A 25,710-nucleotide genomic window follows, 5' to 3' on the forward strand; every position below is an offset into this window, starting at 1 on the left:
GTATAATCTATAAAATTCTCTTAACGTTAAAGGATATTATGCGGCGAGAACGATTAACCTGGGATGAAGTGGATGCTTTGATCGACCATCTGCTTCCGCAATTCGATCATGAATTTGACGGCATGGTGATAATCACGCGTGGTGGGATTGTACCCGGGGGGCTGTTGGCCGCTGCGCTTCAAATCGAGCATATCCTGACAGCCGCGGTGGATTTTCCATCGGAAGCCGAAATCAATACAACCCGCCAGAGCAGCCGTTTTTCCGCCTGGCCGAAATTCCTGCAATTTCCCAGCGACCAAATGTTGGCAGCCAAGCGCATTCTAATTGTGGATGACGTTTGGGGGTCAGGCCGCACCATCACAGCCGTGAAAAATCGTGTTTCAAGCGCCAGCGGCATTCCCTATACCTGCGTGCTGCATTTCAACCCATACCGTAATCTTTTCGGCACCTTCCGCCCGGATTTCTTCGCGGCGACCACGGACGCCTATATCGTCTATCCCTGGGAAAGCCGGCACGGCGGTGAGCACGCATTTTTATACGGGCATGACCAGTAGACCGGGTATGTAAGGCAAGGGTTTATTCCCCCAACAGAACTTCTTTATAATCGGCAACCATCTGTTCCAGACCAAAGTGTGTTTCAGCGCGCTTGCGTGCTGAAGCCCGGTAAGCGGGCAGGTCGTCCAGCACTTTGACGGCTGCATCCACCAGCAGGTCTGTTTCGGGTTCTTCCAGGTGCCAGTAATTACTGCCGTAGGGAACGACTGCGCCGCCGTCTTCACCGATCAATTCAGGCAGAGAACCGGTAGCGTAGCTGACCACCGGCAAACCGCTGGCTAAAGCTTCCACCACGGAATTGGGGCAGGCGGCGTTGATTTCAGCAGGGAAAAGCAAGTGCGCGCTGCGGTCCAGATCAGGAATCTGTTCGTGCGGCACCAGCCCCATCCAGCGCACGGTGGCTTTCTGGATACTGGCAACTTGTTCGCGCATATACTGAGGAGCATTCCCGACCACCATTAGCTCCACCTGACGGTTTAATTTTACGGAAAGGCGGTTGGCGGCTTCCACTGCGTTGAACAGGTCGCGCTCATGGCCGCCCTTGAAACTGCCTTCCACTACCAGCAAACGGATGAAATCCTCGGGCAGCTGGTTTTCGCCCTCCGGATTGAAAGTGTTCAGGTCGACGCCGTTATGGATGACACGGTTGGGTTTACGCAGGGAGCCGTAAACTGTATTCCACCAGTCGCGCGTGAAATTGCTTTGATAGACAATCTCATCCGCCAGCCAGCGCCGGATGAAAGAGAGCTGCAGGTTCATGCGTTCGGATCGCAGATAGTGTTTCCAGCCGGTGGTCTGTTGTTTGTGCAGCCAGTTCATGCCGTCCAAACGCTGAATGATACGGATGTGCTTGCGTTTGGCGTAGAAGAGTTCGTTAAATTGGCGGGTTGCGCCGATGACCAGCACAGCTTGTGTGCCGGGGGTATGCGGGTCGTGATGGGCGGCGATGCCCAAAGCGGACAGGCCGCGGATCAGTTTTGCCTGAAAAGAGGATGGCCCGCCGGGGCCTTTGAGCTTGGGTAGAATGCAAATCGAAGGTTCGGTCAATAGAAAATTCTCAACTTGTTATTAAAAGTAAGGGGATTATACCTTTTAAATTCGGGTTCATCTGTAAAATTATGTGAGGATTATACTTCTACAATAATTAAAGATAAAATAAGGCAATTTATGCACGCAGATAAGAAACGCATTATTATTAAAGTAGGCACCTCCACGCTGACGGCGGGCACCTCCAAGCTGCACTTGCCGCAGATTACCGCGCTGGCGCAGCAATTGGCGGAGTTAATCAAACGCGGGGATCAGGTGGCCCTGGTATCTTCCGGCGCGATCGCGGTGGGGCGCGAACGGCTGGGCTACCCGGCGCTGCCCAAATCCATTCCGGCCAAGCAAATGCTGGCTGCCATCGGACAGCCGCGCCTGATGAATGTATACGAACAGATCTTTGATATTTACGGCTTGAAAGTGGCGCAAGTGCTGCTGACACGCGAAGACATCAGTGACCGCAAGCGTTATATTAACGCGCGCAACACACTGGAGTCGCTGCTGGAGCAGGGCGTGGTGCCGGTGGTCAATGAAAACGACACGGTCGCCACAGACGAGATCCGCATCGGCGATAATGATAATTTGTCCGCTTTGGTGGCCAACCTGGTGGAAGCGGATTTGCTTGTGATCCTGACCGACCAGGAGGGGATATATACTGCCAACCCTTCACGCAGCAAAGATGCGCAGCTGATCCGCGAAGTACGCGGCGCAGAAATCCCGAAGGAAATTTGGGAAGCGGCCGGCGGAAGCCAGAACGGGTTGGGGACGGGCGGCATGCACACCAAATTACAGGCAGCCGAGATCGCGCGCCGCTCCGGCACTGAAGTGGTGATTGCCAGCGGCCTGGAGCCGCAGATACTGCAGCGTTTGGTGGATGGGGAAGCCCTCGGGACAAGAATTTATGCCGTGGTGGATAAACTGGAAAGCCGCAAACGTTTCATGCTGGCCGGGGCTGTACCGCGTGCCGGCATTCGCATCGACGCGGGCGCGGCCGCCGCACTGAGCGAGGGCGGTTCGCTGCTGCCGGTGGGCATCAGTGAGGCTTACGGAAAATTCGAGCGCGGGGATATCGTGCGGGTGAAAGATCCGGCCGGTAAGGACTGCGCTATTGGATTGGTTAATTATGCTTGTGAGGATGTCAAGAAAATCACCGGTAAACGTTCCAGTGAGATTGAAAGTTTGTTAGGTTTTGCCTATGGTGACGAAGTCATTCACCACAATAATATGACCCTCTTAGGATAGCGAGACAGGGAGCGAGACATGGATATCAAACAAATTTGCCAGGATGCCAAGCAGGCCAGCCGCGGGTTGGCGCTGCTGCCGGCGGAACAGAAAAACCGCGCGCTGGAAAACCTGGCGGATTGGCTGGTATCCCACATTGATCCCATTACTACGGCCAACCAGCAGGACGTAGCCGATGGGCGCGAGGCCGGTTTGACCGACGCGCTGATCGACCGCCTGACGCTTACCCCGGCGCGCATCGAGGGCATGGCCGCCGACCTGCGGCACGTCATCAGCCTGTCGGATCCAGTGGGCGAGGTGTTCGAGGAAGAGACGCTGGAAAACGGACTATCCCTGCGCAAACAGCGCATTCCGCTGGGCGTATTGGCGGTCATCTACGAGTCGCGCCCCAACGTGACCGTGGATGTGGCCGCGCTGGCCTTGAAGAGCGGCAACGCGGTCATTTTACGCGGCGGCAGCGAGACCATCCGCAGCAACCGTGTATTGGTGGGCGGCATTCATCAGGCTCTGGAAGCGGCCGGCATTTCACCGGATGTGGTGCAGTTCATCGATGACCCCGACCGGGCTCTAGTCAACCAGCTGTTGAAAATGCACGATTTCGTGGACATGCTCATACCGCGCGGCGGGGTGGGCTTGCACCGTTTCTGTCGCGAGAATTCCAGCATCCCGGTCATCACCGGCGGCATCGGCATCTGCCACCTGTTCGTAGACGAGAGCGCGAATTTGGAAAAGAGCCTGCCGCTCATCCGCAACGCCAAGATTCAGCGGCCGACCGTGTGCAACTCGCTGGACACCGTGTTGGTGCACCGCAAGCTGGCGGCGGATTTCATCCCTCGTCTGGTGGATTACCTGAAAAAAGACGGCGTGACCTTCCGCGTGGACGCGGATTTCCTGAAAGATTCGAATTTGGCAAATGACGACAGTGTCCAGGCAGCCAGGCCGGATGATTTCGACACGGAATGGCTGTCGCTGGTGCTGGGCATCAAAGTGGTTGACGGTTTGGAAGCGGCGCTGGTGCATATCGCTGCGCACTCCACCGGCCACTCGGACGGCATCCTGACAGAAAACGCCGAACACGCGGCGCGCTTCACCAACGAGGTGGACTCGGCCGCGGTGTACGTGAACGCCAGCACGCGCTTCACAGACGGTTCACAGTTTGGTTTGGGCGCCGAGGTGGCCATTTCCACCCAGCGTCTGCACGCGCGCGGCCCGATGGCATTACGGGAATTGACCACGTATAAATGGGTGGCGCAGGGGGATTACCTGGTCAGGAAGTAATTCGCGAATTCCCTCTCCCTAGGGGGAGAGGGACAAGGGTGAGGGGTGTTTCTGGAGGAAATTAAATCCCGCCCTACGTTGAGCAGTTCGTTGGTCGGGCATTCCTGACCAATATTAAGTATATTGACTGTTCCCCGTTGTATATCCATTATTTGTCACACAGGAATGTGTGACCTACAAAAAATTCGGTGAATTCGCGATGACAGGGTTATGTTTTTGTAGGTCAAGCATTCTCCTCTGCCCTCCGAGGCATGCTTATTATTTTGGATTCGAAAAAAAAGTCAGGCAAGAATGCCTGACCTACCAAAAAAATTCCGGGATTCGCAACGACAAGCAGGACTGTCTATCCCTTCAACGCCTCGATCACATCCTCAATCGTCTCCACCACATGGCCAACCTCTTCCAGTGTACCCACTGTAAAAATGTTCACGCCGTAAGTGCTGTCGCGGCGGCGCAGGCAGCGTGCATCCGTGGCCAGGCCGATGATGCCGAATTTAGTAGGGTTCTCACGCATCAGCCCGTAGAAGACACCGATCTCGCAGGCCACACGGTCGTCCACCTGGGAGCCGTCCAACAGAGCTACCAGCGCATCCGCGCCGGCTAATTGGGCGTAATTCGCCTGAAAAACTTCAGCCGCGAAGACGCTCTTGGCCAAGCGTCCAGCCTTGCTTTGGTCGGAATAGAGCTTTTCGCCTTCTGCTTCCAGGGCAACCTCGAAAGCTGGCTGGTGGTCGATGTAGCGGTCGGCGGCCAGGGCAACCTCGTGCCCGGCGGCCTGCAACTGCTGAACGCAGGACTGCACGTAATTACGCTGATAAGGGGTGTTTTGGGGAGCGGCAAAGTAGATTTTCATGTTATTTATCCTCCACAAGCAAACCATCTGCGGCTAATTCATCCTGCCATTGGCTGATCTGGGCGATGGCCTCATCCAGGTTGGAAGTGATGAAGCCGATGTCCTCAATGCAGCCGCGCACGAACAAGTTCAAGCCCTTGCCGTCGCCGCCGGATTGGGCGCGCCAATCATCGTGATAAGCGATGATGCCCTTGCGTGCGGGGTCGGATTTCGCCAGCGCGTAAAACACGCCGATCTCGGTGGAAGTGCCATCGTCCACCTCGTAGCCGTTCAGGTTGACGAACAGAACGTTGGCGCTGTGGATGCCGCTGAAATCCTTGTCGAAACATAATTTCTGGCGGGACAACTCGGGGTAATCTTCCGGGTGAAATTCGTTCTCGATGGGGATGAAAGGATCAATACCCGCGCCGCGCAGCGCTTTGGCTGTCTGAGTGATCCAGTCCCGTTCATAGGTGGTGAATAAAGGTCCTGCGAAGTAGATTTTGATGCCCATAATTACCTCTAAGTTAAAGATGGTTAATCATACCAGTATAGCTTTTACATTTGGGCATGAATTGCCTTTTTGTGTGCTTTTTTGGAGATGATGGATTATGGGTTAGCGGGCAGCCAGGATTTCCGAGACGATCTTTTGCGCGGCAGTTCCATCGCCATAAGGGTTGGCGGCGTGCGCCATGCGCGCGTATTCCGCCGGATCGTCCAGAAGATTGCTGGCAGAACTGACAATCATTTCGCGCGAGGTACCCACCAATTTAAGCACGCCGGCCTGCACGCCCTCCGGGCGTTCGGTTCTTTCACGCAGCACCAGGCAGGGCTTGCCCAGGCCGGTGGCTTCTTCCTGGATGCCGCCCGAATCGGTCAGGATCAGTTTGGCGTGCATTTCCAGGTGAACCAGCGGCAGGTATTCCAGCGGCGCCAGCAGGCTAATGTTAGCCACGTCGCCCAAGATTTCCTGTACAGGCGCCTGGATGTTGGGGTTGAGGTGCACCGGATAGATAAATTCAACCTGGTTGGCGTATTTTTCCGCCAGTTCTTTCAGAGCGGCGCAGATCTCGCGAATAGGCTGGCCGAAGGATTCGCGCCGGTGGGCAGTTACCAGCACCAGGTCGCGTTCTCCATTGAGGATCCTTTTTTCTTTGAGCAGCGTTTCGATCTCGGCCGGCATGGGCATGCTTTTGATTTGGTTAAGCGCGTCAATAATGGTATTGCCGGTGACTTTAATCAACGAGGGAGCTATCCCTTCGTGCAGCAGGTTATCCCTGGCCCAATCAGTAGGCGCGAAGTGCAGATCGGCGATCACGCCGGCCATGCGGCGGTTGACTTCCTCCGGGAAAGGCTGCCGCTTATCGCCGGTGCGCAAGCCGGCTTCCACGTGGCCGAATTTGACTTGACGGTAATAAGCGCATACGGCCGCGGCCATCACAGTGGTGGTGTCGCCCTGGGCCAGCAGCCAATCAGGCCGGTATTCTGTCAAAAGCGGATCCAGATTTGTGAAAATGGCGGCGGTGAGTTCCGCCAGGCTTTGGTCAGCACGCATCAGGTTCAGGTCGCGTGCGGGTTGGATGTGGAATAATGCCAGCACCTGATCGAGCATCTCGCGGTGCTGGGCGGTAGCCACCACGATGGATTCGATATCCGTGTGACGGTACAGTTCCTGCACGACCGGAGCCATTTTGATGGCTTCGGGCCGCGTACCGATTACCGTCATGACACGCAATTTGGTCATTTAGTTGTTCTTTCCATCTCCGATGTGCAGATAGCGGAAACCGGCTGCCTGCCAGGCGGCGCGTTCCCACACATTGACGGCATCCACGACCACACTGGCGGCGGTCATGGCTTTGACTTCCTGCGGGACCAGCGCCTTGAATTGCGAATGGCCCACCAGCAGCAGGATCAGGTCGGCGTCTTTTATAGCCTCTTCCAGGTTGGTAGCCGCTGGTACACCTTCCACCGTGAAATCGGCTTTAAAGGGTTCGTAGGTGATTACCTGTGCACCGGCGTCGCGCAGTAATTCCACCGCGCTGATAGCGGGCGATTCACGCAAGTCATCCACGTCCGCTTTGTAGGCTAAACCGAGAGCGGCGATTTTCTTGCCTTTCAACTCGCCGGTCTTGCGGCGCAGAAAATCAACGACGTAAGCGGGTTGTTCGTCGTTCACCCGGCGCGCGCCGAGGATTAGTTGGGCGTTCTCGGGGGCCGCTTCCACCAGGAACCAGGGGTCCACGCTGATGCAGTGGCCGCCCACGCCGGGGCCGGGGTTGAGGATCTTGACACGCGGGTGGCGGTTGGCCAGCGCGATGGCTTCCCAGATATCCACCTGGAACTGGTCGGCCAGGCGCGCGAATTCATTGGCAGCCGCGATATTGATATCGCGATAAGTGTTTTCCATGAGTTTGACCATCTCGGCAGTGGTGGCGTCGGTCATGATGATGTCGCCGGTCACGAAAATACTATAGAGGTCTTTTCCGGCCTGGGCAGAAGCGGGGGTGATGCCGCCGATCACGCGCGCGTTCTCAATTAACTCGCGCAGAATCTGCCCGGGCAGCACCCGTTCGGGTGAGTAAGCCAGGTCGAAATCCGTACCGGCTTTCAGGCCGCTTTTTTCCAAAATAGGCGCGACCACATCCACGGTAGTGCGCGGTGGGGAGGTGGATTCCAAAATGACCAGGTTGCCGGACTTCAGGTGCGGCACAATCGCCTCAGCCGCAGCTTTGACGAAATCCAAATCAGCCCGTTTGTCTTCCTTGAAAGGGGTTGGAACGGCAATGATGAATGCGTCGGCGGGTTCCGGCTGGCTGTGCACGACCAGATTGCCGGATTGCACGGCAGCCTGAACCAGCGTGCGCAGGCCCGGTTCGAATAAATGCACCTCGCCGTGGTTGAGTTTTTCGACAATTTCCGGGTTGATATCCACGCCCACCACATGCAGTCCATGGGTGGCGAAAGTGCTGGCGGTGGGTAGACCGATGTATCCTAATCCAACAACGCAAAGAGTTTTATACGCCAAAATGCTTTCTCCTGAATTATTTCGGTTTTTATTATCCCATAATTCATCACTATAATTATAAAAACATCGGGAAATTACGACGAGTATGCTGCGCATCCTGCTTTCTATTTTGAGAATTAACTGGCTCAACTACCGTCCTGCGGACTGTTTGCCCTACGCCTGTTTTTGCGAGAAGATAGGCACGGGATTGATCCGCCAGCCTGTCAACGCATATACCAACCTGGGTTATATCCTGGTCGGTATTTTGGTGCTGGTATTTCTCAGGAGAACCGGCTCTTCACACCAATTGCAATCCTCTATTTCAGGTTTACCGCGCCGTATTCTGATCTTATTTGGCATTGCTTATGTTGCGGTCGGGATCGGGTCGTTCATCTACCACGCGTCCTTCATCTTTTTAGGTGAAGAATTGGACGATGATTCCATGTACATGATCGGCATATTCCTGGTGCTGTTTGAAACCGCGCGCATCCATAAGCTTTCGGTGAAGCAATTCCTTTGGATTTATTTTTCTCTAAATATCCTGTTTGAGGCTGCAATTTACATCTTCCCGGTTATTCGCGGGATGCTCTTTGCCGTTCTGATGGTCATTTCTTTCACGATTGAACTTTATGCGCGCAGGCAAGCGGAATTGAAAGATGAGGTTCGTTTGACCGATATTGCCAATCTGCTCTTCCTGCTGGCATATTTGATCTGGATATTGGATAAAACGCACTTGCTGTGCTATCCGGAATCCCTTTTCCAGGGGCATGCTATCTGGCACCTGGTAACCGCCTATGCCGGTTGGGTGATGTTCAAAGCGATGGATTGCGAGTATGATCCCGCAAGGATTTCAAGCAGGGCTACCTATAACCAAAAATGGTAGAAGTATTCCAATTGGTTGGTCTCATAGCCGCATTTGCGATAAAGACGGCAGGCGGCCTGATTATCGGCTTGGGTGACCACGCGGGCATGGTTGAGGCCGCGCCCGCGGTACCAGTTTTGCGCGGCGGATACCAAAGCCTGGCCTAAATGTTCCCCGCGGAAAGCGGCATCCACGGCAATCAGGCCAATTTCACCGTATCTTTCCCTGCCGGAAACCGATACAAAACCGGCCGGAATCTCTTTTGTGAAAGCTACCAATACCTCATCTGCTAATTCATGGGTGAGCGATTTTCGCATCCATTCTTTATAAAGGGCGACAAATTTATCCCGCGGGAATAATGGGTCGCGCGCGAACCGGGAGTATTCACCGGCTTGTACAGCCAGATCAAGCATGATTTGCTGGGGAATGTCTTGTGTATAACCGGTTACCTTAATACCGGGAGGAACCGGTAATGACGGGCATTGATCCAAATTTGCTTCAAAGACCGCTTTTTTATCGACCAATTGTCCTCCGAGCGAACGCACATCGAACGATACTTCTTCAGAGGACGCCCAATAAACCAGGCGCGTGTTTTTGGAACGCAGATTTTGCAGGCTGCTGGTTAGTTGATTTATATCCAGATGCCGGTCCAGTATGCGCGCGGTTTTGAATCCGAAAAATTCAGAATCCCATTTGAGAATTTCAGTGTTCATTGATATTACCAATTATGACATAAATCGGGCAATCTGAAGAAACCGTCATTCAGACAGGTGCATAAACCATGCTCTTCGGTTGGTAATAGATGCCGCTTACACCTGCCTTATATTGGAAGAATCCTCCAGGATACTAACCCGCATTATAAAAATATGCCATAATTCAGACACAAGGATTGGATAAGATGAAGATTTTGGTTTTGGAACGAGAAAAACCGGATTTAACCCCGGCAGAGGTGCAGCCGCATCTTATGGATGAGGCGCGCGCGGCTTGGAAACTGGTGCAGGAAGGGACCTTTCGCGAGATGTACTTCACGGCCGAGGAGCACACCGCGGTGATCATGCTGGAAGCGGATTCCGTAGAGACAGCGAGGGAGATCCTGGCTGACCTGCCGCTGGTACGCGCAGGCCTGATCGAGTTCGAGGTCATCCCCCTGCGCCCGTATGATGGCTTTGCGCGTTTATTTAGCTGACTGCTTGACATAAAAAAAGACAGCCATTTTGCGGCTGCTTCTTTCGGTTTATAAAATAGTTGCAGATCCTGTCCACTCTCCAATATCGGAATCGATCACCCGCTGATCTTCACCGGGTGAATGAAGCGATATCCCTGTTGGGGAATGGTCTCGATATAGCGCGGTTCGCCGGTCTGGTCCTTGAGCGCTTTGCGCAGCTCGACGATACGCGAATCCACCGCGCGCGTATCGACCACGTTTTCCCAGCCCCACACGATTTCCAGCAGCCGTTCGCGGCTGAGAACCTCATCGGGGTGTGTGACCAGGTATTCCAGCAGAATGAAGGCGCGCCGGGTCAGGTGCAGCAGCTCGCCCTGGTAATACGCTTCGCGGCGCTGGCGGTTCACGATCAGGTCGCCGGCTGAAATCATCCAGGCATTGGTGAGCGAGGGCTGGTAAAGCCGGCTGCGGCGCAGCACAGATTTGATACGCGCGACCAATTCCATGGGGTCGAAGGGTTTGTTGATGTAATCATCGGCGCCCTCTTCCAGCGTCAGGATCTTTTCGTAAGTGGTGCCTACCTGGGTGAGCATGATGACCGGGATGGTGAGCTTGGCGGTGCGCATCTGGCGCAGAAACTCGCGTCCGTCCATCTCCGGCATGATCACGTCGCATACGATCAGATCCGGCGGAGTGACTTGTATGCGCTTAAGGGCCAACGCGCCGTTGGACGCGGATTCACATTCGAACCCGCAGCGTTCCAAAAAGGGATTCAAGGAATTGATGATATCTTTATCATCGTCCACGATCAGGATATGCGTATTTTTCTCGCTCATGTGCTGTCTTTAATTCAGGATGGCCGGAAAGATTGTCTTATCTGCCTTTTCTCGCTTCCCATTTGGGTTGTAAACACTTTTCAGGATCATTGTCAGGATCGGTTTCAGAATCATCATCAGAACTCCCGCGCTGAGACCGAATAGAATGAGCGCGGCAAAGAAATTCTCTTTCACCATGTTTATAAATACCGGTAGGGCAATCACCAAAGCGGCGATTACGCTGATACTTTCGGCGACTTCCTTTTGTTTTCCGGCGTAGTTCCAGGATTGGAAATAGCTACATTTGGGGCAGGGCAGCGACGGCAGTTCACTGAAATCGTTGTTTCTAAACTTGGCAATTTTACGGTCCAATTTGGGTTTCAATCCGTGCTGGCTGAATTCATCCAAAAGCGTGCGTTCTGCGACGATGGCGGCCTTGCTTTGATATTCATTGCCGCAGGATTCACAGGTGATATTAACCAGGAATGTGGCTGTTTGAGATACTTCGACTTTGTATGACATGTGATTCTCCTCTGTTGTTTTATTCAGGTTGTGATGGTTTTTTAATATAGGTGAATGGAATAGATGCTGCTAATTGGCCGTCCACCCAAAACAATGCACGGTAATCTCCTTCGTGGAGATGCTGCCAGGAATAGCCCCACACCGGGAAGAAAAAACCGGTATGCCATTCACCCATCTGCGGCATGAAGAGAAACTCTTTCATGTAGATCACTTTACGATAGTGCTCATCGTATAGGCCGACTTTTAAATTGCGGATCAAACTGATGATGTCTGCGTGAAAACAATAGCCCAGTTCAGTTTCAATCAGCGGGTTGGTACCCTCGTAAGGCGGCTGGCAGGTGGTCATTTCCAGGGTGTAGAAATATTTGTCGGTCAATTCCGGCTGCAATTCCAGCGAGGGTGTATCCATCTGTTCCGCGATCGGGAATTCCTCAGGCAGCTTGTCGTAGATTATTTTTGCCAGGCGGTAGACGTTTTCTTCGGTCACGAAAGGGTGAAAACCGCGCAGATCAACGATCACAATCATGTTGTTCTTGTAAAAGCGATAGCTGTAATCGTTTTCCGTCTCGCTTTGCATATGGAGGCGCAGCGAGTAATCGCCCAGGGACATATCGGGCGGGGTGGCTTCGAATAGGTTGCCGTGATGACCGGTGCGCAGCATTTCCGGCTTGGCGGGTACCGGACTTTGGATGATGTCCTGCGCGACGAATATGTTCGCGTCGTAGGAGTCGTATTGGCGGATGTGGGCGATGCCGTACAGCGTTCCGGGATTCTCCAGGTAGGAGACGAACATCGTCTTTTTATTGTCCGCGACGAAGTTCACGTCCTGCGGCAGGTCGGATTCACTGAAGAAATAATCGTCCGGGTTAAAGACACCGGCTTGTGTTTCGGCTGTACTTTCAATAGATGGGGCAGGGGTGGAGGTGCCGGCAGGCGAAGCGTTTTCTTCCGGCATGATTACTTTTATCTCGATCTCCTGGCAGCCAGCCATTAAAAGAGTTGTGGTAATTAGCACGATACAAATATTTCTTCTCTTCAATTCATCCTCACGTTAATAGTTTCTCAAAATTGCCGCAATCTCAGGTGTAAGGCTTGTAACAAATTTGCTACGAGAGCGAATCCGGTGTTTCCTGCGCACAGAAAATGAAGGGCAACACTGCTGCCAAAAGTTTGATCAACCAGAATTTCTTTTTCAGGGATTCTTGCGAATAATGAATTTGTTCCACGCTTCCTTTCAATCCAGCAGGGCAGGTTTTTGTTTGCGGAGTTCCAAAGTGAAGACAGTTCCTTTGTCTTCCTGGCTGCGAATATCGCACTTGCCACCCAGTCTTCTCATGATCGTTTCTACGATGGATAATCCCAGCCCGTTGCCCGATACCCCGCGTGAATTTTTTGCGCGGTAAAGTTTGCCCCACACCTTGTCGAGCTCTTCCACCGGAATGCCAATACCGCTGTCGGCGATCTCGATAAAAATGGATTCGCGGTTTTCGTAGGCGCGAATTTCGATGTTACCGTTCTCCGGTGTATATTTCATGGCGTTGTCCAACATATTAGTGAGGCACAGGTAAAGCAGGTCTCCATCCGTGTACAGGTCGGGCAGCTGCCAGGGGGCGCTTGGCAGTGACAGGATCATCTCTTTGTTCGCTCCGGCCGGGTTGGTGGAGGCGTCTGCGGCCAATTGTTCCAGCAATTGATGGATATTGACGTGCATTAATTCAATTTCATAAGTTTCCAGTTCGGCCAGTTTGCGCAGATCCAAAATCAACCGGTTGATGCGTTCGGTTAACGCGCCGATCTGGGTCAGGCTCTTTTGGAAATCGGCCTGGCTGCGTTTGGGTTTGATATCGCCGGCCAGCTGGTCCAGATATGTGTTCGCGGTTTTAATGGCGGAGAGCGGATTTTTCAATTCATGGTCCAGACGCATCAGGAATTGTTTGTGTTCCTCTTTTTCGTGATTCAACAATGCCCGGGCGCGAGCAGCCTGTTTGACTGAAAGGCGCAGGTATAAAAAGAAAGTCAGGCTGACCAGGACGCTCACAAAAATGAGCAAACTGGCGATATCAATATGGATGAAAAGGACTGGGATATTCTGGCCGAATTTGATTTTAATAATCAGGGCGGCGGCCAGGCCAAAGACCAGGGACAGCAGGGCGGGGATGTATGTGGAAAATTTTCCGATTTTCATGAATTCTTCATCAGGTAGTCTCGTTGAGTGGTCGGACTGTCGTCCCGTATATTTTATTATAGATAATTGCGAGTTCGGTTGATTTCACATGAATATGAAGGTTTTGTGTGTGGGGATTGCGATGTTGGGAAAGTAATCCCTTGTGAATCAATATGCACATCCTGTATGCGCATATCGTATGGATGCCAAAAATATGTGTAAAAAAAGGGTTAAATAAAACGGCAGGTATCATAGACCTGCCGTTTAACTTATGAGTCAGGGTGTACGCGAAAATCCTTATTCCTGAGGTTGAATACCGTCAAAGGTCAGGATCTCGTATTGATAGACCTTGAGGGTATTCCCATTGGCAATATTCAGGTTGAATTTGAAGCTTGCGTCTTTGAACGCGTCCCCATTACCGCTATCGTCTAGATTAACGAAGTAATTTGCCTGGTTTTCCAGGTTGCCTTGTTCCCAGATCTTGGCGATAAACTCAGCATTGCTGCTCAACCCAAAAACCAGGTTATAGGTTTTTCCCTCTTGCAAAGTCAGGTCGCCTTTGAACAGGTCTTGATAAGCTTTCGAGAACTGCACGAAACTGGGACGGTCCTGGTCTTGGAAGTTGATATACAGTTCATCATTGGGATTGAAAAGGTTGATATAGAATTCGCCTCTGCTTGCCGGGGGCTGAAATTGCATCCAAACGCCCTGTGAAAAACTGCCGCCGAAATCTGACAAGGCGGTATTGAGCCCGAAGTAGCCCCCATCCCCGCCGGCGGTGAATTCGAATACATCCTCTTCAGCGTTGTAGTGCTTGCCTTCTATGTAACCGAATTGTCCGCCTTCATTCTCGGCCATGGCCGCCTGGTTCTCACTGAAGACTACCGAAGGATTGATGAACAACTGGTTTACAACGGTGTCCCGCTCACCCATGTCCGGCGCGGGTTTTGGCGTGGCAGTCGGTTCGGGTGCGGCAGTTTCGGTAGCCGGCACTTCCGTCGGAGCAGCCGTGGGGCTTTCCGCGGCGGGGCTGCTGCAGCTGGCCAGCAGGACCAGCAAAATGATCGCACAGAATTTTTTCATGATTCCTCCATTGTTATGAATATTGGTTGGTTGCCTTCACTTTACACCGGTCCATTTTAATATGGATGTTTTTTAGGTTACCTAAATAAAACAGCATGTAACCAAACAGTTACATTTCGCCGAAACATCCCTTCGATACCCCGCGGGGTTACGTGAAAGGGTATCTGACGGGCTATGAATTTACGCAATAAATAAAGGTGATTTAAAACCCAGGAGGGTACCGGACTATGAGTACTATCCTGGCTTGAAAAAGGGAAGAGATATTATTAAAAGCTCAATAAATCTGTTCCAGGTATTTTTCGTCGCCGCTGAGCTGGCAGGCGTTGATGAACCCAACGGCACCCCTGGCCTGGCTCCACCATTCCTTGTCCACCACGTTGATGCTTTGCGGCAGTTCATGTCCTTATCGCTCAAGCGCATGTCCGCCAGCGTTCTCCAATTTAGGTCCCAAAAGCCAAATGAAATTCGCCGCCGGCGGAGCGGCATAGTAAAATCATTAAGAGAGGTGTCTATGCCCAAGACTTTATATTTGATTGACGGCCACGCGTTGGCTTATCGTGCTTACTTCGCCCTGCTGACCAGCGGGTCGCGTTTTCAGTCCAGTACAGGTGAGCCCACCGCGGCTACCTTCGGCTTTATCAATATCCTGCTCAGTATCCTGGAAAAAGACCGACCGGATTATCTGGCAGTAGCTTTCGACACCGGCAAGACTTTCCGCAATGACCGCTATCCGGAGTACAAAGCTACACGTGAGAAGATGCCGGATGAATTAAAGATGCAGATCGAGCGTATCCGCGAATTGGTAGACGCTTTCCGTTTCCCGCGTCTGGAGATGGAGGGGTATGAGGCCGACGACGTGCTGGGTTCGGTGGCCAAAAATGCCGCTGAACAGGGATTAGGTGTCAAAATTATCACCGGCGACCGCGACTTGCTGCAGTTGGTGACCGACCGCGTGGTGGTGAACCTGGCCGGCGGAAAATTCTCGGACGCGCAGGATTTCTTCCCTGAAGATGTGGTCAAGAAGATGGGCGTAAAACCCAGCCAGGTGGTGGACTTGAAAGCCCTGATCGGGGATACATCCGATAATATCCCGGGTGTCAAAGGCGTCGGCCAGAAGACGGCCGAAGCCCTGCTGGAAAAATACCCGACCCTGGATGACATTTACGCTCACCTGGATGAGATCAGCGGAAAGGCCAATAAATTGCTGGCGGAAGGCAAGGACAGCGCTTATCTCAGCTATGACCTGGCCCGCATCCATACCGATCTGAACGTTCCGCTGGACTTGGAGATGGCGCGTACGGATAACCTGGACGTGCCCAGGATCACCGAATTGTTCCAGGAATTGCAATTCCGCACGCTCACCTCGCGCCTGGAAGCCCTGTTAAACAAGGGCGTGATTGGCAGCGAAGAACAGTTGGCTTTATTCGGCGAAGAACCGGTCAAGCTGGGACTGCCGCCCAAATATGAGTTGAATGTCACTGTGGTGGATACACAGGTGAAACTGGATCAATTAGCGTCCGACCTCAAGAAGGCCAGGCAAATCTCCTTTGACACCGAAACGACCTCCACCGACCCCATGCGCGCGGATCTGGTGGGTATCTCGCTGGCGACTGAAATCGGCAGCGCCTACTACATCCCGGTAGGGCATGTGGGCAACAGCCCGCAGCTGCCGGTTGGAAAAATTGTGGATGCCATCCGTCCGGCTTTCACCGACCCGGCCATTCCTAAGATTGGCCATAACCTCAAATATGATTGCCTGATCTTGCGCAACGTTGGCATTCAGGTTGCCCCGTTGAGCTTTGACACCATGATCGCGGCCTGGGTAGTGGAACCGGACAGCCGCCGCCTAGGGTTGAAGGCCATGGCGGAGACCGAACTGCATACCAGCATGACGCACATTGAAGAATTAATCGGCAAAGGCAGCAAGCAGCTGACCATGGACATGGTAGCGGTGGAGGATGTTGCGCCTTACGCCGGCGCGGACGCCGAAATTCCACTGCGCCTGATGCCCATCCTGAAGGAACGCCTGGAAAAGCAGACCTTGATGGAGATATTTAAGAATATTGAAATGCCGCTCATCCCGGTATTGATAGATATGGAATTTACCGGCATTGCCGTAGATGTGGATTTCTTTAAACAATTCTCCCAAGAATTAAGCCAGCGTCTTGTGGAAATCCAGAAAGAGGTCTACAAGGCAGTCGGTTATGATTTCAACCTGAATTCCACCCAGCAGCTTTCCAAAGTGCTTTTTGAAACGCTCGGATTAACCCCGCCGGATTCCAGCAATAAAACCAAGAGCGGGCATTTTTCGACCGCCGCGGGTGTTTTGGACGAAATGCGCGACCAGCACATCGTGGTGCAGCTATTACTGGAATATCGCGAGCTTTCCAAGCTGGTTTCTACCTATTTGGACGCGCTGCCCAAACAGGTCAACCCGCGCACCGGACGGGTACATACCTCATTCAGCCAAACCGGTTCGGTTACCGGCCGCCTGGCTTCCTCCGACCCCAACCTGCAGAACATTCCCACCCGCACCGAGTTGGGCAACAAGGTGCGCAGAGGCTTCGTAGCCGCACCCGGCAGCCTGCTGCTTTCGGTGGATTATTCGCAAATCGAGCTGCGCATCGCGGCTCACATGGCCAATGATAAAGCCATGCTGGCGGCTTTCCGCGCCGGGCAGGACATTCACGCGGCTACGGCTGCTGCAATTTACAGAGTCCCTCTGGATGAGGTCACCAAAGACCAACGCCGGCATGCCAAGGCCATCAACTTCGGCCTGATTTACGGCATGGGCCCCTTCGGGCTGACGCGCACCACCGATCTGACATTGGCGGAGGCGGAGAACTTCGTCAAAGCCTATTATGAAATGTTCCCGGGCGTGAAGCACTTCCTGGACGGCATCCGTAAACAAGCAGCTGAACAGGGCTACGTGGAGACCATGCTGGGACGGCGGCGCTACTTCCCCGAACTGCGCAACCCGCCCAACCGGCAGATCCAGGCGCGCGCTGAACGCGAGGCTATCAACGCGCCCATCCAGGGCACGGCGGCCGACATCCTCAAGGTGGCCATGATCAACCTGCCGCCGGAGTTGAAAAAGGCCAACCTGCGTGCCAAGATGCTGCTGCAAGTGCACGATGAATTGCTGTTGGAATGCACGCGCGAAGAGTTGCAGAAAACTGTGGAAGTGGTCAAGACGGTAATGGAGAGCGCTTATTCGCTTTCGATCCCGCTGGAAACCGACGCGGCCTGGGGCAGCAACTGGGGCGAGCTAAAAGAAGAACATTAGCCGCAGATACACACGGATTAAGACGGGAAAAACCTCTTAATACATAGATTCACACAGATAACGTGGACCAATATTGTTCCGAACCTCTTGCGGGGTTCGGAATTTTCTTAATTAAACTTGGGGTTACAAAACGCTGGGGCGGGAAAAACGGACGGGTATTTCCAGATGCGCGTAATCGTTGAGCACCATCAGAATGGAACGGTTCTGGTAAAAGTCCACAATACTGATGGAAGCGTTTTCGACGAAAATTAACAACGGATCTTCCAGCGAGATGCCGGCATAGTAAGCCAGCATGTATTTTATAAACCCGCCGTGCGAGACAGCCGCCACAAATTGGCCGCGGTGCTGTGCGAGCAGCTGCGCTGTAAAACTCTCAATGCGGCCGCGAATGTCCGCGATGCTTTCCCCTTCCGGGAAAGGGGGTTTGCATAGGCCTTCTTCCGCTTTGCTGGCATAAATATTGTTGATCTGGTGAAAATAATCCGGCTGGAGCTTTTCGAGGTCAATGAAGCGTTCATTGTTGATTTTACCAAAGCTAAGCTCGTGCAAGTCGTCATTCGCTTCCACTTCCAGTTTAAATGGCCGGGCCACAATGCCGGCGGTTTCCCGCGCGCGCGGGTAAGGGCTGGTGTAGATGTGATCCAATTGGTAGAAGCGTGCCAGGCGTTTGGCTGCTTTTTTGGCCTGCTGGCGGCCTTGAGTGTTCAATCCGGCATCCGTTTCGCCCTGAATACGGCCATCGGCGTTGAGGGCAGTCTGCGCGTGGCGCAGGATGAATAGACGGGTGAAATCCGCGTTGTGGGGGAAATGCTTGGTCATGTATGGTTGTTTCTAACTTTTTCTATTTTGTAGTTTTGGATTTTGGTTTGGCTGCCCTGGTTTTGTAAGGCGGCACAATGATCTTAAAGACACGGCAAACACGCTCATCCAGCATACGGCTGCGGATGCGCGGATCGATCTCGTCCAGTGTGGAGGAGGTCGTAATGACAGTGGGCAGGCGCGTTTCGTAACGATAGTTCAGCACCTGGTAAAGTTTTTCGCGCGCCCAGGGCGTGGCGCTCTGGGTGCCCAAATCGTCCAGCACCAATAGCCGCGCGGTGCGTACCTGCGTGAAGACGCTGTCGTAAGAGGCTGAACTGCTGGGAGAGAAAGTCGCCCGCAGATGGTCCAACAAATCGGGTACCACCGCGAAGATGGGTTCGTCGCCCATGGCGGCGCGGTAATGGCCGATGGCGGCGGCCAGGTGAGTTTTTCCGGTGCCGTAGGTGCCCATGAATACCAGCCAGCCGTCCGGTTTTTCAGCAAACTGCTGCGCGGCAAAGAAGGCATTGTCCAGGCTGTTCTGCTCATCAGCCGGCAGTTTCTCGTTCTTGCGCGCGCTGAATTTGTCGAAGGTGCGGTGGTCGCTGATATGCGCCAGAGAGGAGATGGGCGATGGGTTCGTATCCATCAAGGGGTTGCGGAAATCGGGCGCGTCGATCTGGAGCTTGATTACCAGTTCGCGGTCCTGCAGGCGCGAGGATACCCGTTCGTCAATCTCGCTTAGCCCAATGTTGGTGGTGACAATCGTGGGGAGTTTATGCGTATAGCGATGATTGATGATCTGAAATAGTTTTTCACGCGCCCAGGGGGTGGTATTCTGCGTACCGAAATCGTCCAATACCAGAAAACGGATGTTCTTGATCTCTTCAAAGCGGCTTTCGTAGCTGCTTTCTTCGGAACTGAAGCTGTAGCGCAGCCAGTCCAGCAGGTCGGGCACGGTCAGGAACAGCGTCTGCACACCCATCGAGACAACTTCGTTGGCAACGGCCGCCGCCAGGTGGGTCTTGCCGCAGCCGTAGCTGCCCATCAACAGCAGCCAGCCGTTGAGATGGCGGGCATAGTTCTGGGTGGTATTGAAAGCCACTTCCAGTGTGTTGTTGACCTCATTTTTATTATTCAGCCCGCTGATATCAAAGGACTCAAAGGTCATGTCGCGGTAGGCGTCCAGGTTGCTGATGGTATACAGGCGCTGCACGCTGCTGCGCTGACGGTTTTCTTTTTGGCATTCGCATACTTCGAACTTGCCGAAGTTGGGATCGCTGATGGGCAGGTCGCGTTTGACCAGACCCAGGCCGCCGCAGATGGGGCAGACGTCTTTTTCAGGCATGGTTTTGGATGACTTAGCTTTAGTGTTGTCCGATTTCTCCATATTCGCCTTTGATGTAGCGGCGGTGATCTTCTTGATCGTCTCTCCGATTGGCTCCATCTTTTCCTTCCTCCTGCCAGCGGGTCAATATGCTTTCTACATATTTCCAGCGCCGCACGTTGTTTTTTACAGCCAATTGAATGGCTTCCTCAATCCACTCCTCCGGGCAGCTTTCCTGTGCGTCGCGCAGGGCATCCGCGATGAGGGGTGTCAGTGTGCCGATATTTTCCTCGTAAAGCTGGAAGATGTTCGCTTGAATGCGTTCCAGCGTCGGTTTCACATCCGTTTGCGCAGCGAACTCTCCGGTCTGGTTCAACAGGGCAGCGGCCTGACGGCCGCGCGGGCTATTGATGAAATAAAGCGCTTCTCCGCTGCTTGGATCGGCCGCTTCAATCAAACTGCCGCGTTCCACTGCCTTTTCCATTGCCTGCGCAAGACAGGCTTCGATTTCACCGCCTTCGCTTTGCAGTCCATCCAAAAAGCGCTGGTCCAACAGCACGTCCGCCAGACGGAAGGCCGTGCCGAAGTCGCCCTGGGTGTAAGCGTTCCACAGCAGATAAACCGTGACCTTCAGCTCGTTGAGGTCGTCAATGGCCGGCAGCAGCTCGCTGAAAAACTGGTCGGGCAGGGCGCTGAAGTGCTTCTTACTTTCCTGAAAACCCTGAAAAGGACTGTTCATTTCTTGTAACGGTGCTCTGGAAGAATATCATAGAATTGCGCCAGGTTCTTGATGAACATCATTTGAATATCTTTGGTGGGGCCATTGCGGTGCTTGGCGACCATCAATTCGATCAATTCGCGCTGCTGTTCGTTTTCCGGGTCAACGTTCCGTTCGGGAATTTCATCCGTTACTTTGTGAATGAACATGACGATGTCGGCATCCTGTTCCAAACTGCCGGATTCACGCAGGTCGGAAAGCATGGGTTTCTTGTCTGTGCGCTGTTCCACCGCACGGGAAAGCTGCGCGGCAGCCAGCACGGGCACGTTCAATTCGCGCGCCAGTGTTTTCAGGTTGCGCGAAATGTAGGAGACTTCCTGCACGCGGTTGTCGTTGCGGCTGTCGCCGCTCATTAACTGGATGTAATCCACGATGATCAAATCGATATGGTGCTCCAGGTGCAGACGGCGGCACTTGGTGCGCATCTGGATGGGCGTCAGGGCCGGGGTGTCGTCCAGGTAGATTTTGGCATTACTGAGCGATTCCATGGACTGGGTTAGCAGGTCCCAATGGTCGTCTTTGATCTTGCCGGAGCGCAGCTCCTGGGTATTGATACCGGTGTCCTGCGCGATCATACGCTGCACCAATTGTTCGTTGGACATTTCCAGCGAGAACATGGCCACGTGTTTCTTGTATTTTTGCGCGGCATTTTTGGCAACCGTCAACAGAAAGCCGGTTTTACCGGTACCGGGACGGCCGGCGATGATCAGCAAATCCGAACGCTGCAAACCGCCCAGCAGATCGTCCAGGTCGGTCAGGCCGGTGGGCACGCCGACGATCTCGTCGCCGCGCTGTGAAAGCAGGGCCACGCGGTCGTAGTAATCGTCGATTACGCTTTGGATGGGTTGTAAATCGCGGCGAATGCGCCGTTCACTCAGGTCAAAGATATTCTTTTCGGCCGAGTTGATGATGTCCTCGATTGGCTTTTCTTCCTGATAGGCCAATTTTGCCATTTCGTTGGCCGAGGCCAGCATGCGCCGCCGCACCGAGGTTTCTTCCACGATGTTGGCGTAAGCCGCCGCGTTGAGCGAGCTGGGCGTTTGGTTGATGAGCGTCATCAAATAAGCCTGCCCGCCAACTTCTTCCAACTGCCCGCGATTTTCCAATTCCTCGCTGAGCGTCAGAATATCGATAGGGACACGGTTTTCATGCAGATAAGTAAAAACTTCCCAAATCCAGCGGTTGCGAATAATGTAGAAATAATCGGCTTCCAGAATTTGTGCTACATCAAAATAGGATTCCGGATTGATCAACACGCTGCCCAGAACAGCTTCTTCAGCCTGCCGGTTATGCGGCTGAGATTGAATTGTGCTGGAGCTGGTTTCCTGGGGTTCAAAATAATCTTGCATGTTTGCCTGTGTTTGAGCTAATCCTGGTCGGGTTCTTCCGTGTCCTCGTCCGAATCATCATCATCCGAATCATCGTGCGCGGATGAATCGTCATCCGATTTGGTTTTAAAATATTCCTCGAAGACAGAAAGACGGTCGTCGCTGAAAGATACCCGCGTGCTGTCTTCCACGGAGCCATTTTCAGTTTCTCTTCCTTCGTCTTCTTCGGAGGTATCATCAATATCTTCCGGTACAATACTGGCCTCTTCCATGACTTTCGGATCGGCCAGAATGGGAACGTGCGCGCGCACGGCGATGGCAATGGCATCCGATGGCCGGGAATCAACTTCGATCTGCTCCCCATCTTTTTCGACCATCAAGGTACCAAAGAAAATATCATCTTTCAATGAGCTGATGATTACGCGGGTAATTCGACCGCCCAGCAAGGTGATTATGTTGTTGAGCAGGTCGTGCGTTTGCGGCCGTGAAACTTCGATTTCCTGCAAAGCAATGGTGATCGCTTCCGCTTCATAAGGTCCAATCCAAATGGGTAAAAAACGGTCTGCGTCTACCTGCTTTAAAACCACAATACGTTGTTGATTGGTTAAGCTGACCCGCAGACTGTCGATTTTTAATTCAATAAGTTCTGACATCCGGTTCTCCGCTGATGATTTATTTTAACATGCTGCTGTGGTTTCCAGACAGCGAGAGTATTTTAAGATAGTGTATAATATTTTTCAACCGCGTTTTTTAAGAATTCCCTGGCAAAGGTTTATCATTCATATGGGGGAATTTGCGGATAAACTTGTTTATACAATCATTATGCAATTAGTTATTATAGAATTAGTGTACCAAGAATGTCCTTATAAGTGTTAATATTGAATGTAAATACCGGAATTGGTTGAGTACTTGCTTATATGAAACATTTGGTTCTATTAATTGAAGGAAAACGCGCGGATCGTCCATCCTATATGACCGGATTGGGCAAGAAGGGTTTCGAAGTTGAATCGGTCCAGACCGGATCTGAAGCATTGAAGAAAATGAAATCCATCGAGCCAAAAGCGGTTATTGTGGACGCGGCCTCGATGCGCACCTCAGGCACGCGTATCTGCAACGGATTGAAAAAAGTCTCCCCGGAAATTCCCGTCATTCTAATCATCTCGGAAGACCAGAAAGGCGTAGAGATGGAATGCGCGGATGAAATTCTGCAATTGCCTTTCACATTACAGAAATTGTTGAATCGCTTAAAACCTTATATGTCCCTCAGCCAAAATAAAAAACTGGTGGTCGGCTGCATCGAACTGGATTTGAAGCAGCGTTGGGTGTATTGCAATGGAAAACGCAATCGCTTAACACCACGGCTTTTTATTCTGATGGAAACGCTCATGCGCCGTCCCGGCGAAGTGCTGACGCGTGAGGAATTGTTTAAAAAGTTATGGGAAACGGATTACCTGGGCGACACGCGCTCGCTGGATGTGCACATCAGTTGGCTGCGCCAGGCTTTGGAAGAAGACCCCCGCCATCCCAGCTTCATTAAAACCGAACGCGGGGTGGGATATCGGCTTGAAGTGGAAAAACCCAAACGTCCTTCCCGTGTGGAAAAGAAGAGTTCTGCCCCGGCAAAGTAATTATTAATCGGAACTGTGAATAAAAAATACAGCTTGGCGAATTTTCGCCAAGCTGTTTGTCATTATTAAGGAGAAATAGATTCTAATGAAGGGCTAAAACCAGGGTAAGCAGCAAACCGCCGGCGATGACGCTGCCCAGTTGTCCGGCTGTGTTGGAACCCATGGCGTGCATGAGGATGAAGTTCTCGAAGTCTTCGTCCTGCGCCATTTTAGCCGATAAACGACCGGCCATAGGGAAGGCGCTGATGCCGCAGGCGCCGATGAGCGGGTTGATCTTGCCGCGTGTGACGAAAGCAATCAGCTTGCCGAACAGCAGGCCCATGATGGTGTCCAAAATGAAAGCCAACAGACCCAGCCCGAGGATCTTCAAAGTCGCCAGGTTGAGGAAACTGTCCGCTGTCATGGTGCCGCCAATGGTCAAACCCAGGAACAGGGTGGAAACGTTGATGATCTCATTCTGCGCGGACTGGTTGAGGCGGTCCACCACGCCGGATTCCTTGAGCAGGTTGCCCAGCATTAACGCAGCGATCAGCGGCGCGGCTGTGGGCGCCAGGATGCTGATGATGATCGTGACCGCGATGGGGAAGATGATCAAAGCTTTCTTGCTGACCGGCTTGGGAGAATACTCCATGCGGATCAACCGCTCCTTGCGCGTGGTCATCAACTTCATAACGGGCGGCTGAATAATGGGAATCAGGCTCATGTAGGAATAAGCGGCCACGGCAATCGGCGCCAGCATGTGCGGCGCCAGTTTTCCGGCCACGTAAATGGCGGTGGGGCCGTCGATGGCGCCAATCACACCGATGGAGGCGGCTTCGTCCAGGCTGAAACCTAACAGGGTGGCCAGGAGGAGCGTGCCGTAGATACCGAATTGGCCGGCCGCGCCCAGCAGCGCCAGGTAAGGCTGCGAAAGCAGCGGGCTGAAATCGATCATGCCGCCCACGCCGATGAAGATCAACAGCGGAAAGAGTTCCGATTGAATACCGGCGCGGTAGAGGACCGAAAGGAAACCCTCGCCATCCGCGGAGGCTTCCATGCCCAGGTTGGCCAAAATGCAGCCGAACCCGATGGGCAGCAACAGCACAGGTTCATATTCTTTGACAATTGCCAGATAGATCAATACCAGCCCAACAACGATCATGACGATGTTGTTGAGATGCAGCATTAAAAAATCCTGCGAGAAGTAGGACCATAAGGTATTGACATCCATAGCTATCCCGCCTTGTCCTGAAATTCCATCAGGACTTTGCCCTGCTGTACCTGGTCGCCGGTGGTAACGAGGACTTTAGCGATGGTACCGTCGTGATTGGCGCGAATGGAATTCTTCATTTTCATGGCTTCCAGCACGCACAGTTCCTGTCCATAGGTCACGCTGTCACCGGCCGCGACCTTGATTTCAATGATGACGCCCGGGATGGGCGCGATCACTGCGTTGCCTGAAGCGGTTCCGGGGGAGGAGATAGGAGCTGCTGCCGGAGCAGCCGGTTGAGGCGCGGCGGGCATGGCGGCAGTTGCCAGCCGGGTACTTTCCTCTGGCCATACCTCGAAAATTTCACCGTCAACGTTTGCCTGGATCGGCCGCTCGTGCAGGTCGTTTATCTCCACGTTGAAAGTTTTATCCTCAATATTAATTTTCATTTTCATGGCTAATTATTCTTCCTGCGCGGCAGCGCATTGGTTTGGTTAATTTGACGAATACGGTGGGTGCTCTGCCAGGGGCTGAGCGCAGCCTTGTCCTGCGGTGCCACAACCGAGCGGGCGGCGGAGGAGAGTGCCAGCGCTGCCGCCACGGCTGCTGCGGCAGCTTGCTGTTTGAGGAGGCTGCCTGCTTCCGCCGGAACATTCTCGGCCGTATCCGCCGGGACGGGAGTGTCCGGCGTTTTTTCCTTTGAGGTCAGGCGGACCAGAATATCCATCATAATCCACAGCAGGATCAAGCCGATAAAGACCATACCCCCGCCGATAACTGTTATTGTGAGTGCTTCATCCATAGCTTAGC

At 53.0% G+C, this 25,710-nt stretch carries 26 protein-coding genes; 7 read left to right on the forward strand and 19 right to left on the reverse strand.

Annotated features, from left to right (window positions below; translation table 11 throughout):
• Positions 1-38: 38 nt before the first annotated feature.
• Entirely contained in the window at positions 39-554 is a 516-nt protein-coding gene (locus Pelsub_RS05515; RefSeq protein ID WP_116224720.1) for a phosphoribosyltransferase, read from the forward strand.
• Between the two features lie 22 nt (positions 555-576).
• Here Pelsub_RS05515 and Pelsub_RS05520 read toward each other — a convergent pair whose 3' ends face one another.
• Positions 577-1,602, reverse strand: a complete 1,026-nt coding sequence (locus Pelsub_RS05520; protein WP_116224719.1) for a glycosyltransferase family 4 protein — start codon at positions 1,600-1,602, stop codon at positions 577-579.
• 120 nt (positions 1,603-1,722) lie between these two features.
• Between Pelsub_RS05520 and proB the strand changes: the two genes are divergently transcribed.
• Positions 1,723-2,838, forward strand: a complete 1,116-nt coding sequence (proB, locus tag Pelsub_RS05525; protein ID WP_116224718.1) for a glutamate 5-kinase — start codon at positions 1,723-1,725, stop codon at positions 2,836-2,838.
• Positions 2,839-2,856: 18 nt separating this feature from the next.
• Complete coding sequence (locus Pelsub_RS05530; RefSeq protein ID WP_116224717.1) at positions 2,857-4,116, forward strand: glutamate-5-semialdehyde dehydrogenase; 1,260 nt, start codon at positions 2,857-2,859, stop codon at positions 4,114-4,116.
• A gap of 343 nt (positions 4,117-4,459) precedes the next feature.
• Here the strand turns inward: Pelsub_RS05530 and Pelsub_RS05535 are convergent, their stop codons facing one another.
• From Pelsub_RS05535 to wecC, 4 genes are all read right to left on the reverse strand, one after another.
• Positions 4,460-4,969, reverse strand: a complete 510-nt coding sequence (locus Pelsub_RS05535; RefSeq protein ID WP_158674994.1) for a nucleoside 2-deoxyribosyltransferase — start codon at positions 4,967-4,969, stop codon at positions 4,460-4,462.
• A gap of 1 nt (position 4,970) precedes the next feature.
• Entirely contained in the window at positions 4,971-5,462 is a 492-nt protein-coding gene (locus Pelsub_RS05540; protein ID WP_116224715.1) for a nucleoside 2-deoxyribosyltransferase, read from the reverse strand.
• A gap of 102 nt (positions 5,463-5,564) precedes the next feature.
• Entirely contained in the window at positions 5,565-6,692 is a 1,128-nt protein-coding gene (gene wecB, locus Pelsub_RS05545) for a non-hydrolyzing UDP-N-acetylglucosamine 2-epimerase (RefSeq protein WP_116224714.1), read from the reverse strand.
• On the reverse strand, positions 6,693-7,973 hold the full coding sequence (gene wecC, locus Pelsub_RS05550; RefSeq protein ID WP_232528619.1) for a UDP-N-acetyl-D-mannosamine dehydrogenase: 1,281 nt from the start codon (positions 7,971-7,973) through the stop codon (positions 6,693-6,695). It abuts the gene before it with no gap.
• An 85-nt stretch (positions 7,974-8,058) separates the two neighbouring features.
• On the opposite strand from wecC, the gene Pelsub_RS05555 reads away from it, so the two are divergent.
• Positions 8,059-8,835: a ceramidase domain-containing protein gene (locus Pelsub_RS05555; protein WP_116224712.1), complete on the forward strand. Its 777-nt coding sequence runs from the start codon at positions 8,059-8,061 to the stop codon at positions 8,833-8,835.
• Here Pelsub_RS05555 and Pelsub_RS05560 read toward each other — a convergent pair.
• Complete coding sequence (locus Pelsub_RS05560; protein ID WP_116224711.1) at positions 8,817-9,527, reverse strand: GNAT family N-acetyltransferase; 711 nt, start codon at positions 9,525-9,527, stop codon at positions 8,817-8,819. The two genes, Pelsub_RS05555 and Pelsub_RS05560, sit on opposite strands and share 19 nt — an antisense overlap.
• Positions 9,528-9,712: 185 nt before the next feature.
• Here Pelsub_RS05560 and Pelsub_RS05565 point away from each other — a divergent pair, with 185 nt between their 5' ends.
• Complete coding sequence (locus Pelsub_RS05565) at positions 9,713-10,000, forward strand: muconolactone Delta-isomerase family protein (protein WP_116224710.1); 288 nt, start codon at positions 9,713-9,715, stop codon at positions 9,998-10,000.
• A gap of 95 nt (positions 10,001-10,095) precedes the next feature.
• On the opposite strand, the gene Pelsub_RS05570 is transcribed toward Pelsub_RS05565, so the two are convergent.
• The 5 genes from Pelsub_RS05570 to Pelsub_RS05590 all read right to left on the reverse strand — a co-directional run bounded on the left by Pelsub_RS05570 (position 10,096) and on the right by Pelsub_RS05590 (position 14,563).
• Positions 10,096-10,815, reverse strand: coding sequence for a response regulator transcription factor (locus tag Pelsub_RS05570; protein ID WP_116224709.1), 720 nt, complete (start codon positions 10,813-10,815; stop codon positions 10,096-10,098).
• 9 nt (positions 10,816-10,824) lie between these two features.
• Positions 10,825-11,316, reverse strand: coding sequence for a hypothetical protein (locus tag Pelsub_RS05575; RefSeq protein WP_116224708.1), 492 nt, complete (start codon positions 11,314-11,316; stop codon positions 10,825-10,827).
• Positions 11,317-11,335: 19 nt separating this feature from the next.
• Positions 11,336-12,355, reverse strand: coding sequence for a hypothetical protein (locus tag Pelsub_RS05580; RefSeq protein WP_126440407.1), 1,020 nt, complete (start codon positions 12,353-12,355; stop codon positions 11,336-11,338).
• Positions 12,356-12,550: 195 nt separating this feature from the next.
• Positions 12,551-13,501: a sensor histidine kinase gene (locus Pelsub_RS05585; protein ID WP_116224706.1), complete on the reverse strand. Its 951-nt coding sequence runs from the start codon at positions 13,499-13,501 to the stop codon at positions 12,551-12,553.
• Between the two features lie 276 nt (positions 13,502-13,777).
• Positions 13,778-14,563, reverse strand: coding sequence for a hypothetical protein (locus Pelsub_RS05590; RefSeq protein WP_116224705.1), 786 nt, complete (start codon positions 14,561-14,563; stop codon positions 13,778-13,780).
• Positions 14,564-15,074: 511 nt separating this feature from the next.
• On the opposite strand from Pelsub_RS05590, the gene polA reads away from it, so the two are divergent.
• Positions 15,075-17,849: a DNA polymerase I gene (polA, locus tag Pelsub_RS05595; protein ID WP_158674995.1), complete on the forward strand. Its 2,775-nt coding sequence runs from the start codon at positions 15,075-15,077 to the stop codon at positions 17,847-17,849.
• Positions 17,850-17,972: 123 nt separating this feature from the next.
• Here the strand turns inward: polA and Pelsub_RS05600 are convergent, their stop codons facing one another.
• Genes Pelsub_RS05600 through Pelsub_RS05620 form a run of 5 tightly spaced genes read right to left on the reverse strand, consistent with a single transcriptional unit; the run spans position 17,973 to position 22,736 of the window.
• Complete coding sequence (locus tag Pelsub_RS05600) at positions 17,973-18,668, reverse strand: histidine phosphatase family protein (protein WP_116224703.1); 696 nt, start codon at positions 18,666-18,668, stop codon at positions 17,973-17,975.
• A gap of 22 nt (positions 18,669-18,690) precedes the next feature.
• A complete protein-coding gene (locus Pelsub_RS05605; RefSeq protein WP_116224702.1) occupies positions 18,691-20,097 on the reverse strand; it encodes an ATP-binding protein in 1,407 nt (468 codons plus the stop codon).
• Complete coding sequence (locus tag Pelsub_RS05610; protein WP_116224701.1) at positions 20,018-20,716, reverse strand: DnaD domain-containing protein; 699 nt, start codon at positions 20,714-20,716, stop codon at positions 20,018-20,020. Before Pelsub_RS05610 ends, Pelsub_RS05605 begins: the two co-directional genes overlap by 80 nt.
• Positions 20,713-22,104: a replicative DNA helicase gene (gene dnaB / locus Pelsub_RS05615; RefSeq protein ID WP_116224700.1), complete on the reverse strand. Its 1,392-nt coding sequence runs from the start codon at positions 22,102-22,104 to the stop codon at positions 20,713-20,715. The genes Pelsub_RS05610 and dnaB overlap by 4 nt, the downstream gene beginning before the upstream one ends.
• Positions 22,105-22,121: 17 nt before the next feature.
• Positions 22,122-22,736 (reverse strand): bifunctional nuclease family protein, encoded by a 615-nt coding sequence (locus Pelsub_RS05620; RefSeq protein ID WP_116224699.1) that lies wholly within the window; start codon positions 22,734-22,736, stop codon positions 22,122-22,124.
• Between the two features lie 264 nt (positions 22,737-23,000).
• Between Pelsub_RS05620 and Pelsub_RS05625 the strand changes: the two genes are divergently transcribed.
• On the forward strand, positions 23,001-23,711 hold the full coding sequence (locus Pelsub_RS05625) for a response regulator transcription factor (protein WP_116224698.1): 711 nt from the start codon (positions 23,001-23,003) through the stop codon (positions 23,709-23,711).
• A gap of 82 nt (positions 23,712-23,793) precedes the next feature.
• On the opposite strand, the gene Pelsub_RS05630 is transcribed toward Pelsub_RS05625, so the two are convergent.
• From Pelsub_RS05630 to Pelsub_RS05640, 3 genes are read right to left on the reverse strand one after another with little or no spacing between them, the layout of a single operon-like run.
• Complete coding sequence (locus Pelsub_RS05630; protein ID WP_116224697.1) at positions 23,794-24,921, reverse strand: sodium ion-translocating decarboxylase subunit beta; 1,128 nt, start codon at positions 24,919-24,921, stop codon at positions 23,794-23,796.
• 2 nt (positions 24,922-24,923) lie between these two features.
• Positions 24,924-25,355 carry a biotin/lipoyl-containing protein gene (locus Pelsub_RS05635; protein WP_116224696.1) on the reverse strand — a complete coding sequence of 144 codons (432 nt, stop codon included), beginning with the start codon at positions 25,353-25,355 and terminating at the stop codon, positions 24,924-24,926.
• Between the two features lie 2 nt (positions 25,356-25,357).
• Positions 25,358-25,702: an OadG family protein gene (locus Pelsub_RS05640; RefSeq protein ID WP_116224695.1), complete on the reverse strand. Its 345-nt coding sequence runs from the start codon at positions 25,700-25,702 to the stop codon at positions 25,358-25,360.
• Positions 25,703-25,710: the final 8 nt, after the last annotated feature.

The sequence above is a fragment of the Pelolinea submarina genome (assembly GCF_003966975.1).
In the GTDB taxonomy this organism is placed as follows: domain Bacteria; phylum Chloroflexota; class Anaerolineae; order Anaerolineales; family Anaerolineaceae; genus Pelolinea; species Pelolinea submarina.

What these genes read in the sequence shown, in the direction of transcription:
- Pelsub_RS05630 (WP_116224697.1), bottom strand. Translation starts at nt 24,921, where the DNA reads ATGGATGTCAATACCTTATGGTCCTACTTCTCGCAGGATTTTTTAATG.
- wecB (WP_116224714.1), bottom strand. Translation starts at nt 6,692, where the DNA reads ATGACCAAATTGCGTGTCATGACGGTAATCGGTACGCGGCCCGAAGCC.
- Pelsub_RS05620 (WP_116224699.1), bottom strand. Translation starts at nt 22,736, where the DNA reads ATGTCAGAACTTATTGAATTAAAAATCGACAGTCTGCGGGTCAGCTTA.
- Pelsub_RS05585 (WP_116224706.1), bottom strand. Translation starts at nt 13,501, where the DNA reads ATGAAAATCGGAAAATTTTCCACATACATCCCCGCCCTGCTGTCCCTG.
- Pelsub_RS05605 (WP_116224702.1), bottom strand. Translation starts at nt 20,097, where the DNA reads ATGGAGCCAATCGGAGAGACGATCAAGAAGATCACCGCCGCTACATCA.
- Pelsub_RS05575 (WP_116224708.1), bottom strand. Translation starts at nt 11,316, where the DNA reads ATGTCATACAAAGTCGAAGTATCTCAAACAGCCACATTCCTGGTTAAT.
- Pelsub_RS05540 (WP_116224715.1), bottom strand. Translation starts at nt 5,462, where the DNA reads ATGGGCATCAAAATCTACTTCGCAGGACCTTTATTCACCACCTATGAA.
- polA (WP_158674995.1), top strand. Translation starts at nt 15,075, where the DNA reads ATGCCCAAGACTTTATATTTGATTGACGGCCACGCGTTGGCTTATCGT.
- Pelsub_RS05515 (WP_116224720.1), top strand. Translation starts at nt 39, where the DNA reads ATGCGGCGAGAACGATTAACCTGGGATGAAGTGGATGCTTTGATCGAC.
- Pelsub_RS05625 (WP_116224698.1), top strand. Translation starts at nt 23,001, where the DNA reads ATGAAACATTTGGTTCTATTAATTGAAGGAAAACGCGCGGATCGTCCA.
- proB (WP_116224718.1), top strand. Translation starts at nt 1,723, where the DNA reads ATGCACGCAGATAAGAAACGCATTATTATTAAAGTAGGCACCTCCACG.
- Pelsub_RS05530 (WP_116224717.1), top strand. Translation starts at nt 2,857, where the DNA reads ATGGATATCAAACAAATTTGCCAGGATGCCAAGCAGGCCAGCCGCGGG.
- Pelsub_RS05610 (WP_116224701.1), bottom strand. Translation starts at nt 20,716, where the DNA reads ATGAACAGTCCTTTTCAGGGTTTTCAGGAAAGTAAGAAGCACTTCAGC.
- Pelsub_RS05600 (WP_116224703.1), bottom strand. Translation starts at nt 18,668, where the DNA reads ATGACCAAGCATTTCCCCCACAACGCGGATTTCACCCGTCTATTCATC.
- Pelsub_RS05640 (WP_116224695.1), bottom strand. Translation starts at nt 25,702, where the DNA reads ATGGATGAAGCACTCACAATAACAGTTATCGGCGGGGGTATGGTCTTT.
- Pelsub_RS05570 (WP_116224709.1), bottom strand. Translation starts at nt 10,815, where the DNA reads ATGAGCGAGAAAAATACGCATATCCTGATCGTGGACGATGATAAAGAT.
- Pelsub_RS05565 (WP_116224710.1), top strand. Translation starts at nt 9,713, where the DNA reads ATGAAGATTTTGGTTTTGGAACGAGAAAAACCGGATTTAACCCCGGCA.
- Pelsub_RS05560 (WP_116224711.1), bottom strand. Translation starts at nt 9,527, where the DNA reads ATGAACACTGAAATTCTCAAATGGGATTCTGAATTTTTCGGATTCAAA.
- Pelsub_RS05535 (WP_158674994.1), bottom strand. Translation starts at nt 4,969, where the DNA reads ATGAAAATCTACTTTGCCGCTCCCCAAAACACCCCTTATCAGCGTAAT.
- Pelsub_RS05635 (WP_116224696.1), bottom strand. Translation starts at nt 25,355, where the DNA reads ATGAAAATGAAAATTAATATTGAGGATAAAACTTTCAACGTGGAGATA.
- Pelsub_RS05555 (WP_116224712.1), top strand. Translation starts at nt 8,059, where the DNA reads ATGCTGCGCATCCTGCTTTCTATTTTGAGAATTAACTGGCTCAACTAC.
- dnaB (WP_116224700.1), bottom strand. Translation starts at nt 22,104, where the DNA reads ATGCAAGATTATTTTGAACCCCAGGAAACCAGCTCCAGCACAATTCAA.
- Pelsub_RS05590 (WP_116224705.1), bottom strand. Translation starts at nt 14,563, where the DNA reads ATGAAAAAATTCTGTGCGATCATTTTGCTGGTCCTGCTGGCCAGCTGC.